The organism is Sphingopyxis sp. (assembly GCF_036675685.1).
Classification (GTDB): Bacteria; Pseudomonadota; Alphaproteobacteria; order Sphingomonadales; family Sphingomonadaceae; genus Sphingopyxis.
Genome location: NZ_JAKFEM010000034.1, coordinates 179,558 through 193,661, shown reverse-complemented (window position 1 = coordinate 193,661; position 14,104 = coordinate 179,558). Strand labels below are relative to the sequence as shown.

The 14,104-nt window shown below is 64.4% G+C and carries 14 protein-coding genes; 11 read left to right on the top strand and 3 right to left on the bottom strand.

The features are described 5' to 3' along the window. Positions 1–12 precede the first annotated feature (12 nt). The 5 genes from V6M50_RS15055 (at position 13) to V6M50_RS15035 (ending at position 2,636) form a co-directional block, all read left to right on the top strand. Complete coding sequence (locus V6M50_RS15055) at positions 13–450, top strand: acyl-CoA thioesterase (RefSeq protein ID WP_332819380.1); 438 nt, start codon at positions 13–15, stop codon at positions 448–450. 9 nt (positions 451–459) lie between these two features. Further along, on the top strand, positions 460–897 hold the full coding sequence (locus V6M50_RS15050; RefSeq protein ID WP_332819379.1) for a VOC family protein: 438 nt from the start codon (positions 460–462) through the stop codon (positions 895–897). A gap of 6 nt (positions 898–903) precedes the next feature. Continuing rightward, positions 904–1,311 carry a VOC family protein gene (locus tag V6M50_RS15045; protein WP_332819378.1) on the top strand — a complete coding sequence of 136 codons (408 nt, stop codon included), beginning with the start codon at positions 904–906 and terminating at the stop codon, positions 1,309–1,311. A 68-nt stretch (positions 1,312–1,379) separates the two neighbouring features. Beyond that, positions 1,380–2,120: a hydroxyacylglutathione hydrolase gene (gene gloB, locus V6M50_RS15040; RefSeq protein ID WP_332819377.1), complete on the top strand. Its 741-nt coding sequence runs from the start codon at positions 1,380–1,382 to the stop codon at positions 2,118–2,120. Between the two features lie 66 nt (positions 2,121–2,186). Further along, positions 2,187–2,636, top strand: coding sequence for a hypothetical protein (locus tag V6M50_RS15035; protein ID WP_332819376.1), 450 nt, complete (start codon positions 2,187–2,189; stop codon positions 2,634–2,636). A gap of 167 nt (positions 2,637–2,803) precedes the next feature. Here the strand turns inward: V6M50_RS15035 and V6M50_RS15030 are convergent, their stop codons facing one another. The 3 genes from V6M50_RS15030 to V6M50_RS15020 form a co-directional block, all read right to left on the bottom strand. Next, on the bottom strand, positions 2,804–4,633 hold the full coding sequence (locus tag V6M50_RS15030; RefSeq protein WP_332819375.1) for an AMP-dependent synthetase/ligase: 1,830 nt from the start codon (positions 4,631–4,633) through the stop codon (positions 2,804–2,806). A gap of 208 nt (positions 4,634–4,841) precedes the next feature. After that, the gene (gene ggt, locus V6M50_RS15025) at positions 4,842–6,533 is read right to left on the bottom strand and encodes a gamma-glutamyltransferase (protein ID WP_332819374.1); all 1,692 of its coding nucleotides are present in this window, start codon (positions 6,531–6,533) and stop codon (positions 4,842–4,844) included. 224 nt (positions 6,534–6,757) lie between these two features. After that, on the bottom strand, positions 6,758–7,828 hold the full coding sequence (locus tag V6M50_RS15020; RefSeq protein WP_332819373.1) for a quinone-dependent dihydroorotate dehydrogenase: 1,071 nt from the start codon (positions 7,826–7,828) through the stop codon (positions 6,758–6,760). Between the two features lie 71 nt (positions 7,829–7,899). Between V6M50_RS15020 and V6M50_RS15015 the strand changes: the two genes are divergently transcribed. From V6M50_RS15015 to sufC, 6 genes are all read left to right on the top strand, one after another. Beyond that, entirely contained in the window at positions 7,900–9,732 is a 1,833-nt protein-coding gene (locus tag V6M50_RS15015; protein ID WP_332819372.1) for a DUF885 domain-containing protein, read from the top strand. Positions 9,733–9,836: 104 nt separating this feature from the next. After that, a complete protein-coding gene (locus V6M50_RS15010) occupies positions 9,837–10,724 on the top strand; it encodes an AraC family transcriptional regulator (protein WP_332819371.1) in 888 nt (295 codons plus the stop codon). Between the two features lie 340 nt (positions 10,725–11,064). After that, entirely contained in the window at positions 11,065–11,556 is a 492-nt protein-coding gene (locus V6M50_RS15005) for an SUF system Fe-S cluster assembly regulator (RefSeq protein ID WP_332819370.1), read from the top strand. Between the two features lie 2 nt (positions 11,557–11,558). Then, on the top strand, positions 11,559–13,046 hold the full coding sequence (sufB, locus tag V6M50_RS15000; protein ID WP_332819369.1) for a Fe-S cluster assembly protein SufB: 1,488 nt from the start codon (positions 11,559–11,561) through the stop codon (positions 13,044–13,046). Then, entirely contained in the window at positions 13,043–13,312 is a 270-nt protein-coding gene (locus V6M50_RS14995; RefSeq protein WP_332819368.1) for a hypothetical protein, read from the top strand. The genes sufB and V6M50_RS14995 overlap by 4 nt, the downstream gene beginning before the upstream one ends. Further along, positions 13,312–14,055 carry a Fe-S cluster assembly ATPase SufC gene (gene sufC / locus V6M50_RS14990; protein ID WP_332819367.1) on the top strand — a complete coding sequence of 248 codons (744 nt, stop codon included), beginning with the start codon at positions 13,312–13,314 and terminating at the stop codon, positions 14,053–14,055. Before V6M50_RS14995 ends, sufC begins: the two co-directional genes overlap by 1 nt. Positions 14,056–14,104 lie beyond the last annotated feature (49 nt).

Below are 14,104 nucleotides of genomic sequence, written 5' to 3'. Positions count from 1 at the left end.
CAAGGAAGAAACATGGCCCGCAGCGACTTTCGTTTCCACCTCACCAAGCGCGTCCGCTATGCCGAGATCGACGCGCAGGCGGTCGTGTTCAACAGCCGCTACCTCGAATATTTCGACATCGGCATTACCGAATATTGGCGCGCGGCGGGGGTCTATGATCGCTGGCCGCATCATGAGAGCCCCGAGTTCCACGTCGCGCGCGCCGAGGTCGATTACAAGGTGCCGATCCTGCTCGACGAGGAAATCGACATCTGCGTGCGCTGCTCGCGCGTCGGCAACAGCTCGATGACCTTTCTGTTCGAGCTGCACGGCGCGGGCAAGGATGATTTGCGCGCGACGGGGCTGGAAGTCAGCGTCCATGTCGCCGAGGCGCAGGGCGCGCCGTCGCCGGTACCACAAGAATTGCTATTCCTGTTCGAAGCGTTTGAAGGCCGCGCGCTTCGCGCCTAATATGGGCGGATGACCAAATATCTTCACACCATGATCCGCGTCACCGACCCCGACGCGACCGTCACCTTCTTCAAGCTGATCGGGCTGGAAGAAACGCGCCGCTTCGACGACGAAAAGGGTCGCTATACGCTGATCTTCCTCGCCGCGCCCGGACAGGGCGACGTCGCCGAGGTCGAGCTGACCTATAACTGGCCGCCCGCCGACGGCAGCGCGGCCGAGGCATATTCGGGCGGCCGCAACTTCGGCCACCTCGCGTACCGCGTCGACGATATTTACGCGACGTGCCAGCGGCTGATGGACGCCGGGGTGACGATCAACCGCCCGCCGCGCGACGGCCATATGGCCTTTGTCCGCTCACCCGACGGCATTTCGGTCGAGCTGCTGCAGGACGGCTATCTCGATCCCGCCGAACCCTGGGCATCGATGCCCAACACCGGCAGCTGGTAAAGTGCGATGCCGGGCCTGTTGATCAACATCGACGTGCCCGACCTTGCCGCTGGTGAGCGCTTCTATACGATGGCATTGGGATTGACGCCCGGCCGGCGTATGGGCGACGGCATCGTCGAGCTGGCCGGTTGCGAGGCGCCGATCTACCTGATCGAAAAGCGTGCCGGATCGACGATCGGCCTCGAAGGCGGCGACTTTCGCCGCTACAACCGGCACTGGACGCCGGTGCATCCCGATTTTTCGGTCGCCGACCTCGATAGCGCGGTGGCGCATGCGCTGGCCGCGGGCGCGATGCAGGAGGGCGAGACATTGGATCTTCCCTATGGCAGACAGGCGATGTTCGCCGACCCGTTCGGCAACGGATTCTGCCTGATCGAGTTCAATAGCAAAGGCTATGACGCCATCGCGACGTGAACGGGCGGATCAAGGCTGGCCGCCGCCCGCTCCGTCTTTGAGGGGCGAGACGCTGGAAAGGACATATCATGGCTGCGCTGGACATAGTCCGTATCCCCGTTCTCAACGACAATTATGTCTGGCTGGTCCATGATCCCGAAAGCAGGGCGACGATGGTCGTCGATCCTGCGGTCGCCGACCCGGTGCTGGAAGCGGCGGCGGAGCGCGGCTGGACGATCACCGACATCTGGAACACCCACTGGCACCCCGACCACACCGGCGGCAATGCGGCGATCAAGGAAGCCGCCAAAGCGTGGGGGGGCTGCACGGTCACCGGCCCCGCGGCAGAATATCCGCGCATCCCCACGCTCGATGTGCAGGTAAAGGGCGGCGACAAGGTCCAACTCGGCGCGCATGTCGCCGACGTCTGGGACGTGCCCGCGCACACCGCCGGCCACATCGCCTATCATTTCGCGAACGAAGCCGCGATCTTCGTCGGCGACACGATGTTCGCGATGGGCTGCGGCCGATTGTTCGAGGGCACCGCCGAACAGATGTTCGCCAACATGCAGAAGCTCGGCACGCTCGACGATGCGACGCGCGTGTATTGCGCGCACGAATATACGCTGTCGAACGCGCGCTTCGCGGTGACGGTCGATCCTGACAATAGCGCGCTCGCCGCACGACTGGCGGCGGTCGAGGCCGCGCGCGCGGCGGGCGAAGCCACCGTGCCGACAAGCATTGGCGAAGAGCGCGCGACCAACCCTTTTTTGCGCGCACCGACCGCCGCCGAACTCGGCCGCATCCGCGCGCTCAAGGACGCCGCCTGATGCCCCGTCCTTCAGCGATCGTTCATTTTGCAACCAATATTCCTGTCCATTCCAAAGGAGATCCCCATGGCGAAGCTCAAGCCGATATGTGCCGCGGCGCTGATGACAGCGACCGCGCCGCTGATCGCAAGCTGCGCACCCGCGGGCTCCGGCGAGCCCGGCGCGGCCGCCCTCACCCCGAAACAGGCCGAGCGGCTCGACAAGCAGCTCGCCGGCAAGGTGCCCGGCGCGCCGGTCCGCTGCCTGCCCAATTATCGCAGCAACGACACGATCCGCGTGTCGGACAGCATCCTGCTTTATCGGTCAGGCGGCAATCTGGTTTATCGCAACGACCTCAAGGGCAGCTGCCCCGGCCTTGCGCGCGATAGCGACATCATGGTCGTGCGGCAGTTCGGATCATCGACCTGCGAGGGCGATTTCTTCCATCTGGTCGACCGGTCGAGCGGCATTCGCGGACCGACATGTGTTTTCGGTGAATTCGTCCCCTATCGCAAACCGGCGGGGGACCAAGGCTGAGCCAAGGTTCAGTCGCAGGCGGGGTCCGGTTTGCGCCGAGCTCTTCGGGTCGCACCCCCGCCTGCTATTGCAAAGCGTCGCCCCCGCGAGGGCCGGGGCCGTAGTCGTGACAACACCGAGAGCGCCGCGTGGACCGGCAGCGGCCCCCGCCTTCGCGGGTGCGACGGTTATGCCTTATACAAGGCCGCGATCTTGTCCTCATAAACCTGCTTCAGCACATGGCGCCGGATCTTCATCGACGGCGTCATCTGTTCATTCTCGATCGTGAAGGCTTCGTCGGCGAAGTCGAACTTGCGGACCTTTTCGATCACCGACAGCTGGCCGTTGACGCGATCGACCGCCGCGCGGATCGCGGCGCGGAACTTCTCATGCTCGCGCAGCCGCTCGAGATCCTTGGGCAGTCCCTCGGCCTCGGCCCATTCGGCCATCCATTCGGGGTCGGGGGCGAGGATGCCGACAAGGTGCGGGCGCTTGTCGCCATAGACCATCGCCTGCAATATTTCGGGCTGGAGCGTCAGCATGCCCTCGACGCGCTGCGGCGAGACATTGTCGCCCTTGTCGTTGACGATCAAATCCTTCTTGCGGTCGGTGATCACGATGCGGCCCTTGTCGTCGATATGGCCGATGTCGCCCGTGTGCAGCCATGCGCCTTTTTCCGGCTCCGCCGGATTTGGCACCAGCACGCGCGCAGTCTCGGCCTTGTTGCGCCAATAGCCCTTCATCACGAGTTCGCCGCGCACCAGTATCTCGCCGTCGTCGGCGATGCGCACCTCGGTGTTCATCAGCGGCGGGCCGACGGTGTCCATCTTGATCCCCGCGCTCGGGCGGTTGCAGCTGATGACGGGTCCCGCTTCGGTCTGGCCATAGCCCTGCAGCAAGGTCAGCCCGATCGAGTGGAAGAACACCCCGATTTCGGGATTGAGCGGCGCGCCGCCCGACACCAGCGCCTTCATCCGGCCGCCGAAGCGTTTCTGGATCTTGGGCCGGAACAATCTGTCGAGGATGATGTCGACCGGCCGGTCGAGCACGCCCAAGCGGCGCTCATAATCCTTTTCGCCGACGCGCAGCGCCTGGTTCAGCATCCAGTTCGCGAGCTTGCCCTGCTTTTCGACCGATTTGATCATCCGCGCGCGGATCACCTCGAACAGCCGCGGCACGACGACCATGATCGTCGGACGCGTCTCCTCGATGTTCGAAACGAGCTTTTCGAGGCCCTCGCTATAATAGATTTGCGCGCCGACCATGATCGGCAGGAACTGCCCCCCCGAATGCTCATAGGCGTGGCTCAATGGCAGGAACGACAGGAACACCTCCTCGTCGCCGATGCCGAAATCATTGACGAGCACCTCGGCCGCGCCGGCGGCATTGTGCAGGATCGCGCCATGATGCTGCATCACCCCGCGCGGTGCGCCGCCGGTGCCGCTGGTGTAGATGAGGCAGGCGGTATCCTCGCGCGTCATCGCGTCACCGCGCGCCTTGGTTTCTTCGAGATACGCCTCGCCGCCCGTGACGAGCGGCGCCCAATCGTGGATCGCGACATCGCCCTGCTGGCCGACGCGCAGGCTCTCCATGCTGATGACGATATGCGCGTCGGAGCGCATCACCGCGGGCATCAGTGCGCGCGCGAGCTTCGCGGTCGACACGATCACCGCCTTGGCGCCGCTGTTGTCGAGGATGTGCTGGTGGTCGCGTTCGGTGTTGGTCGTATAGGTCGGGACGGTGATGCACCCCGCGGCCATGATGCCAAGGTCGGCGATGCACCATTCGGGGCGGTTCTCGCTGACCAGCACGACGCGGTCGCCTTCCTTCAGTCCCAGTTCGCGCAGGCCATGCGCGAGCGCCGAGACCTGGTTCGCGACCTGCCGCCAGCTCAGCGGCTGCCACGCGCGGTCGGCCTTGCGCCACAGGAAGGGATCTTCGCCACCGCGCCCCGCACGGTCGAAGAACATCGCGACCAGACTCGAAAAATGGTCGAGATGGGGGTTTGCCAGCTTCATTCTGCCTCTCTCCAGGGAGTGTCGTTGTTTTTTCTTATCGTTATTGGCCGCATCAGGGTCTGTACTCAATTACAGCGAAGGGATTTGATCAAAATGGCCCATTGCTTCGTCGAGAAGTCTTGAAATATCGACATATTCCGGCGCCTTCTCTCTTCGCACTGAGCCATTTTGCTTCAAACCTCGACGGCGCGGTAATTGAGTACGGACCCTAGCCCTGCGGCGGCGCGCCATCCACTGCCGATGTGCCGGGGCCGCGCGGATCGGCGGCGCCGCGCCAGCCCTCACCGACGCGTTCGACCGCGTTGAGTTTCGAACCGAGGCTGGTCGGGGTGATGCTGTAGCCAAAGGGTTTCATCTTCGCGGCAATCGCCTTGCCGGCGTCGTTGTTCTCGATGATCACACCTTTTTCGCCGAAATAGAGGTTGGGAAGTTCCATCGCCGCCTTTGCGTCGAGCCCCCAATCGAGCACGCCGATCAGCGTCTTGGTGACATGCATGATGATACGCTTGCCGCCCGCCGAACCCACCGCGAGCACGACCTTGCCGTCGGGGCCATAGACGATCGTCGGCGACATCGAGGACAAGGGACGCTTGCCCGCCTCGACGCGGTTCGCGGTCGGCACCCCGTCCTGCGTCGGCGCGAGGTCGAAATCGGTGAGCTCGTTGTTGAGGAAATAGCCGTTGGCGATCAGATGGCTGCCGAAGATGCTTTCGACGGTCGAGGTCATCGACACGACATTGCCCGCCGCATCGGCCACCGCGAAATGGGTCGTTCCCTGTTCGCGCACCGGCGGCGCGGCCGCGCGCGGCTTGGCGCCCGGAGGGGTGCCGGGATCGTAGCGTCCCGCGGCGCCAAAGGGCGAGATGAGCTGGCGGCGCTCGGCGAGATAGGCCTTGTCGAGCAGGCCCTTCACCGGCACGTCGACGAAATCGCCGTCGCCGAGGTAGGCGGCGCGGTCGGCGTAGGAGAGCTGCATCGCTTCCGAGAGCAAGTGCCAGCTCATCGGATTGTCCTTGCCCATCGTCTTCATGTCCCACCCCTCGAGCATGCCGAGGATGCCGAAGACGGTGGTCGCGCCCGACGAGGGCGGGCCCATGCCGCACACCTTGTAGATGCGATAGGTCGTACAGACCGCGGGGCGCTCCTTCGCCTTGTAGGCGGCGATGTCCTGGACGGTGAGCTGGGCCGCGTTGCGCTGTGATTTCGCGACTGCGTCACTGATCGCGCGCGCATTGGCGCCGGTGTAGAAGGCACCCGGACCACGCGCGGCGATGTCGCGCAGCACGGCGGCATAGGCGGGGTTCTTGAGCCGCGTGCCAACCGGTGCGGGTTTGCCGCCCACATAATAGATCGCGCGCGCAGCGGGGAAATCCTTCCACAGCGGCTCGAACTGGACGAGCCAGTTGTAGAGCACCGGCGTGACTTCATAACCCTCTTCGGCGAGTTTGATCGCCGGCTGGAACAGCGCCTTCCATTCGAGCTTGCCCCATTTCTTGTGCGCCATTTCCATCAGGCGCATATTGCCGGGGACGCCCACCGACAGCCCGCCCGGGATCACATCCATATAGCCGCGCGGTTTGCCGTCGGAGCCGAGGAACCGTTCGGGCTTTGCCGCGGCGGGCGCCATTTCGCGGCCGTCGATCGTCGAGATGCTGCCGTCGTCGGCCTTGTGATAGACCATGAAGCCGCCGCCGCCGATGCCGCTCGACTGCGGTTCGACCAACGTCAGCACCGCAACCATCGCGACCGCGGCGTCGGCGGCGGTCCCACCCTGATGCAAAATCTCGCGCCCCGCCTCGGTAGCGCGTGAATCGGCGGAGGAGGTCACGCCCTGCGCCGCGGCGAGCGACGGCAGAGTGAGGGTGACGAGGGCGGCGAGCGGGATGAATCTTTTCAACATGCGCGCGACTTTGGCGTGCGCCTCGGGTCAACGCAAGTCTTGTCCCCCTCCCGCTTGCGGGAGGTGGAGTGACAGGTCGGATGTGCCCCCAGCACATCCTCGATCAGCCGGGGGTGATCGACCTAACACTGGGTGGACAGCGACGGCGCATCCGCCCACCCCGCTACGACTAGCGAGCAAGCTCGCAAGTCTCGCTGCCCCTCCCGCAAGCGGGAGGGGCTATTCTATTTCCCCGTCCCCACCGCATCCGACACGCGCGCAAAACCATCCCGCGCCGCGAGTTTTTCCAGCCCGTGCGCGATCCGTGCCGCAAGGCCGGGGCCCGCATAGACCATCGCCGAATAAATCTGGACCAGCGTTGCGCCCGCGCGGATGCGGTCCCACGCCTGTTCGGCCGACGCGATCCCGCCGGCTGCGATCAGCGGAACCTTGCCCCCGCTGGCGGCGCGGAAATCCTTGACGCGCTGGAGCGCCAGATCGGCGAGCGGCGCACCCGAGAGGCCGCCCGCTTCGCCGGCATGGCGTGAGGCGAGCGCGGGGCGTATGATCGTCGTGTTCGACACGATCACCGCGGCGAGCCCCTTGTCGATCGCCACCGTGACGATGTCGTCGATGTCGGCGGGCTCGAGGTCGGGCGCAACCTTCAGGAAGACCGGTTTTGCCGCGCCCGCAGGCTGCGCCGCCGCGACGCCGTCGAGCAGCGCCTCGAGCGCGCCCTTGTCCTGGAGCGCGCGGAGGCCAGGCGTGTTCGGCGAACTGATGTTGACGGTGAGATAATCGGCGAGCAGCGCCATCGCCGCGGTGCCCTTGGCATAATCGGCGATGCGGTCGGCGCTGTCCTTGTTCGCGCCGATATTGATGCCGAGCGGGACCGGCAGGCCATAGCGGCGCAGGCATCGAATGCGCTCGGCTGCGGCCGCCTGCCCGCCATTGTTGAACCCCATGCGGTTGATCACCGCTTCATCCTCGACCAGCCGGAACAGCCGCGGGCGCGGGTTGCCCTCCTGCGGCAGCGGGGTCAGCGTGCCCACCTCGACAAAGCCGAAGCCGAAGCGCGGCATCACATGGGCGACGCGCGCGTCCTTGTCGAAACCGGGCGCGAGACCAACGGGGTTCGGAAAGCGGATACCGGCCAGCTCGATCGCCAGAACGGGGCTGGTCAGCGCGTGGCGTGCGCGCGGCAACGGTTCGAGCGCGCTGATTGTCAGATTATGCGCCGCCTCGCCATCGGTGGCGTGGACGATCGGGCGGACGAGCGCATAAGCGGCGTCGGTGAGCGAAGCGAAGAGCGACATGGGGCCCGCCATTGCGCGCACGATGACGCTATGGCAAGCCCCGTGCGCATCGGAAAAACCGGGAGAAATTCGTGTCGCATCTTAAAATTATCGCTCGCCTGTCCACGGGCCTCGCCCTGCTCGCTGTGGTGGGCTGTGCGCCGGCTGCAGTGCAAGAAGCGCCGGCCACCGCCGCGCCCGCGCCCGCGCCCGCGCCCGCGCCCGATGTGGCACCGGCTGGAGCGAACCTTGCGCAATTCTTCGACAATTATGACGCCGCGCAGCTGTCGCTGAGCCCGCAGGGCAAGGCATATCGCGGCATTCGCGACGGCGATTATGGCCGCTGGGACGATGTTTCGGACGAGACCGCGGTGGCGAACCACAAGCTGCGGCAGGCCACGGCCGAAGCGATGCAAGGCAGCTTCGATCCCAAGGCGATGCCCGCCGACGATGCGCTGTCGTTCGAGCTGTTCAACGCGCAGGCGGCGCGCGCCGAACGGCTGTTTCCGTTCCGCAAGCACGGCTATCTCTTCGACCAGATGAACGGCGCGCAGAGCCAGATGCCCGCCTTCCTGATCAACATCCACCGCGTCGCCGATGTCGCCGAGGCCGAAGCCTACATCGCGCGCATCCGCGGGCTGGGCCCGATCCTCGACGCGCTGTCCAAACAGTCCGCCGAGCGCGCCGCGAACGGCGTCCAGCCGCCGAAATGGGTCTATGCCTATCTGGTTTCCGACATCGGCAATCTGCAAGGGCCGGACAATGCGGTGGTCGAGGATCTTACCGCCAAGGTCGGCAAGCTCGCCATCGACCCGGCCGAGAAAGCGCGGCTGATCGGCGCGGCAAAGACGGCGTGGAGCGAAAGCGCGGCCCCGGCCTATGGCCGGCTGCTCACCGAGATGAAGCGCCAGCAGGCGAGCGCGCCGACGCAGGACGGCATCTGGCGCCTGCCCGACGGCAAGGCCTATTACGAGGCGCTGCTCGCCAATTATACGACGACCGACATGACCGCAGCGCAGATTCACGACCTCGGCCTGTCCGAAGTCGCGCGCATCCACGGCGAGATGAAGAAGATCATGGCGCAGGTCGGTTTCAAGGGCACGCTGCAACAATTTTTCGCGCATCTGCGCACCAGCCCGCAATATTTTTACACGACGCGCGAGGCCTATCTCGCCGACGTCGACGCCAAGGTGAAGGCGATGGAGGCGCGCCTGCCCGCCTTTTTCAACACGCTGCCCAAGGCGGCGCTGCAGGTGAAGGCGGTCGAGGCGTTCCGCGAAAAGTCGGCGGGCAAGGCCTTTTACTCCTCGCCCTCGCCCGACGGGTCGCGCCCCGGCACCTATTATGTGAACCTCTATGACCTCAAGGACATGTCGAAGACCGAGCTCGAGGCGCTCGCCTATCATGAGGGCGTTCCCGGCCATCATCTGCAGCGCGCGGTGCAGACCGAGCTGACCGGCCTGCCGCCGTTCCGCCGTTTCGGCGGCTTCACCGCCTATACCGAGGGCTGGGGCCTCTATACCGAGGAACTCGCCAAGGACATGGGCTTCTATACCGATCCCTACAGCGATTTCGGGCGGCTCGGCATGGAGTTGTGGCGCGCGTGCCGGCTGGTCGTCGACACCGGGATCCACGACAAGCGCTGGACCCGCGAGCAGGCGATGCAGTATCTCAAGACCAACACCCCCAACCCCGACGGCGACATCGAAAAGGCGATCGAGCGTTATATCGTCTATCCGGGGCAGGCGACCGCCTATCTGATCGGCAAGCTCAAGATCATGGAACTGCGCGGCCGCGCGCAGGCGGCGCTCGGCGACAAATTCGACTTCCGTAGCTTCCACGATGTGGTGCTCGAATCGGGCCCGGTGCCGCTCGACATCCTCGAACGGCGCGTCGACGGATGGATCGCCGCGCAGAAAGGGTGAAGGAAGTTGACGATTGCCGCTTGACGCGCGGGCGCGAAACGCAAATGATTTGTCCCAGATAAAACAAGGCAGCCGGGTCACGGCTGCCAAGGTCTGGGTCTGTCATGTCGGATATTACTTCCTCGCCCGCGGGCGTGGACGGCGCGGCGCCGTTCGAACTGCACTATTTTCCGCCCGATCCCGATCTGGCGGACATGGTGTCCAGTTTCTATTTCGCGCGCGTCAACATGCCGCGCTTTGACGAATATGAGCGCGCCGACCGCCCGCAATTCCGTTTCGTGACCGCCGCCGATGGCGAATATGTCTTCGCCGACGGCCACCGCTCCGTCGTTTGCAAAGCCAATATCGTCGGGCCGACCAGCGGCCGGGTCCGCGCGATCAGCAATTGCCCGACCCGCATGTTCGGATTCGGCATGCTGCCCGCGGGTTGGGCGGCGCTGATGGGCGACGACGCCGAAAAACTCACCGACCGGGCGATGGACGCGGCGGACCTGTTCGGGCCGTGGATCGACGAGGTCGCGGCGGCGCTGGAAAATGCCCCTGACGTCGAGGCGCGGCTGGTGATCGGCAATAATTTCGCGCGCGAAGTGCTGACGCGAAACGAACCCGCGCCTTTGTGGTTCATCCGCACCGTCGATCAGTGGCTGACCGCCTCGGCCTCGCCGCAGGTTCCCGCGCTGGTCGAGGCCACGGGCATGTCGATCCGGTCGGTCGAGCGCATGACGAAGCATTATTACGGCCTGTCGCCGCGGATGCTGGCGCGCAAATATCGCGCTGTCCGCGCCGCATCGGCACTGGCGCGCGGCGAAGGGCTCGATTCGGCGCAGCTTGGCGATGCCTTTTACGACCAGTCGCATCTGATCCGCGAAATCAAGCGCTTCGCTGGCGCCACACCCGGCCAACTGAGCAAGCCGACAAGCTATACCGAGGCGACGACCAAGGGCCGCAAGCAGCTCGCCGGCAAGGTCAGCCCGCTCGTTTCCGAGACCTGACGCGACAAACCTTCGGATTTCCAACCCGGCAAACCCCGGCGATCTTGCGCCCGGCGCCGTGTTAACGATCAAAAATTACCTGTCCCGTCGTTTTGGCGTTTTCGTCCAATCGCGAATCATCGCGTCGGCATAATCCCCCCTTGCGACCCAGAAGAGCTCATCCTCTGACGAGGACTTGAGACCTTCATCTTGGCACTCATTTGGCTTCGGCCGGATGGGTGCCTTTTTTTCTTGGGCGCCGCGTAGCGCCCGTTGGTTGCACCGCGCAAAAGCTTTCCCTATATAAGTGGAACGATTTACTCCACTTAAGAATCGTTCGCAACTGCGACGGAAAAGAACAATGCGCCTGTCCAACCTTGCCGATTATGCCGTGGTGCTGATGAGCGCCGCCGCCCGCCAGTGCGGATCGGTTCCGATTCATGCCGGCATGCTGGCCGAGCAGACGGGGATTCCGGGACCGACCGCGCAGAAGCTGGTGAGCCAGCTCGCGCGCGCCGGGCTGCTCGTCGCCTCGCGCGGCAGCGGCGGCGGGGTGCGGCTTGCACGGCCCGCGGCGGCGATCAGTGTTGCCGATATTATCGAAGCGGTCGAAGGACCGATCGCGCTGACCAGCTGCGTCGCCGAAGGGCGGCACGATTGCTCGCTTGAGGGCAGCTGCAAGGTGCAGCCGCATTGGGGCGTCGTGAACGGCGCGGTGCGCGGGGCGCTGGCCGAGATCAGTTTGGCGAGCCTTTCCGTCGCCCCCGCGAAGGCGGGGGCCGCTGTCGGTTTGCACAGCGGCGATGGCGTAAACCCCCCTGCGGCCCCCGCCTTCGCGGGGGCGACGAGATAGATATGACCGACAACACCGAACTTCCCGTGAAAGACCAGGCCGCGCACGACGCCGCGGCGAAGGCCGCCGATTATGAGCATGGCTGGTCCTCGACCATCGAGACCGACTTCGCGCCCAAAGGGCTGACCGAGGGTACGGTCCGCTTCATCTCGGCGAAGAAGAACGAGCCCGAATGGATGCTCGACTGGCGGCTGAAGGCGTTTCGCCATTGGCTGACGATGGAGACGCCCGACTGGGCGAAGCTCAATGTGCCGCCGATCGATTATCAGGACGCCTATTATTATGCGGCGCCGAAGCCGAAGCCCAAGCTCGGCAGCCTCGATGAGGTCGATCCCGAGATTCTCGAAGTCTACAAGAAGCTGGGCATCCCGATCGAGGAGCAGAAGGTGCTCGCGGGCGTCGAGGGCGCGCGCAAGGTCGCGGTCGACGCGGTGTTCGACAGCGTCAGCGTCGCGACGACCTTCCGCGAGGAGCTGAAGCGCGCGGGGGTGATCTTCCTCTCGATCAGTGAGGCGATCCGCGAATATCCCGAGCTGGTGAAGAAGTGGCTCGGCAAGGTCGTGCCGATGCACGACAATTATTTCGCGACGCTCAATTGCGCGGTCTTTTCGGACGGGACGTTCGTTTACGTTCCCGAAGGCGTGCGCTGCCCGATGGAGCTCAGCACCTATTTCCGCATCAATGCCGAGAATACGGGGCAGTTCGAGCGGACTTTGATCATCGCCGACAAGGGGGCGTATGTCTCCTACCTTGAAGGCTGCACCGCGCCGATGCGCGACGAGAACCAGCTCCATGCCGCGGTGGTCGAACTCGTCGCGCTCGACGATGCCGAGATCAAATATTCGACGGTGCAGAACTGGTATCCCGGCAATGCCGAGGGCCTCGGCGGCATCTATAATTTCGTGACCAAGCGCGCGCTGTGCCAGGGCAAGCGCAGCAAGGTGTCGTGGACGCAGGTCGAAACCGGCAGCGCGATCACGTGGAAATATCCGAGCTGCGTGCTGAACGGCGACGACAGCGTCGGCGAATTCTATTCGGTCGCGGTGACCAACAATTACCAGCAGGCCGACACCGGCACCAAGATGATCCACAATGGCAAGCGCACGCGCTCGACCATCGTCAGCAAGGGGATCAGCGCGGGCAAGTCGAACAACACCTATCGCGGATTGGTGCGGGTCGCGCCGAACGCCGAAGGCGTGCGGAACTTCACCCAGTGCGACAGCCTGCTTTTGGGGTCGCTCAGCGGCGCGCACACCGTGCCGTACATCGAAATCCGCAATCCCTCGGCGCAGGTCGAGCATGAAGCGACGACGAGCAAGATCAGCGACGATCAGCTTTTCTACGCGATGCAGCGTGGACTGGGGCAGGAAGAGGCGGTGGCGCTGATCGTCAACGGTTTCGCCAAGGAAGTGCTGCAGCAGCTGCCGATGGAGTTTGCGGTCGAGGCGCAGAAGTTGCTCGGAATCAGCCTTGAGGGGAGTGTTGGGTGACGCTGCTTTCCAATATTTTCGGCTATGCTTGGACAGTCGCCCTCCTCATTGGATGGGTCATTGTTACCTACATGTTCGTTCAAGTGGCGATTAAGGGCAGATTCTGGTCTTGGCGCCGAAAAGCGAATGGCAAAACCTGGCCACCGGTCCGCGCTGAAACGCCCGTCCGCTTCTGGGTAGTTTGGTTTTTCATGGCGGGGCCGTTCTTGTTCATCACACTCATGCTCGTAGTCGGCCTCAGCGCTTCGCTTGCGGAAAGATTCTAATGCTTAAGATCGAAAACCTCCACGCCACCGTTGCCGACAAGCCGATCCTGAAGGGGCTGTCGCTCGCGATCAATGCGGGCGAAATCCATGCGATCATGGGGCCCAATGGTGCAGGCAAGTCGACGCTGTCCTATGTGCTCGGCGGACGGCCCGGCTATGAGGTCACCGAGGGATCGGCCACGTTCGACGGACAGGATCTGCTCGACATGGAGCCGCACGAGCGCGCCGCTGCCGGCCTGTTCCTCGGCTTCCAGTATCCGGTCGAAATCCCCGGCGTGTCGAACGTCCAGTTCCTGCGCGAAAGCCTGAACGCCCAGCGCAAGGCGCGCGGGTTGGAGCCGCTGTCGGGCGGCGATTTCCTGAAGCTCGCGCGCGAGAAGGCGGGGCTGCTCAAGATGGACATGGACATGCTCAAGCGCCCTGTGAACGTCGGCTTTTCGGGCGGCGAGAAGAAGCGCAACGAGATGGTGCAGATGGGGATCATCGACCCCAGGCTCGCGATCCTCGACGAGACCGACAGCGGCCTCGACATCGACGCGCTGCGTACCGTCGGCGACGGGATTAACAGCATTATGCGGCGGCCCGACAAGGCGGTGCTGCTGATTACGCATTACCAGCGGTTGCTCGACTATGTGCAGCCCGATTTCGTCCATGTCCTTGCGGCCGGGCGGATCGTGAAGTCGGGTGGGCCCGAGCTGGCGCGCGAGCTTGAGGCGCATGGCTATGCGGAGATCGCGGCGTGATGATTTTCGCGCACCCTGTTTTCCATCGTCATGCCGGACTTGATCCGGC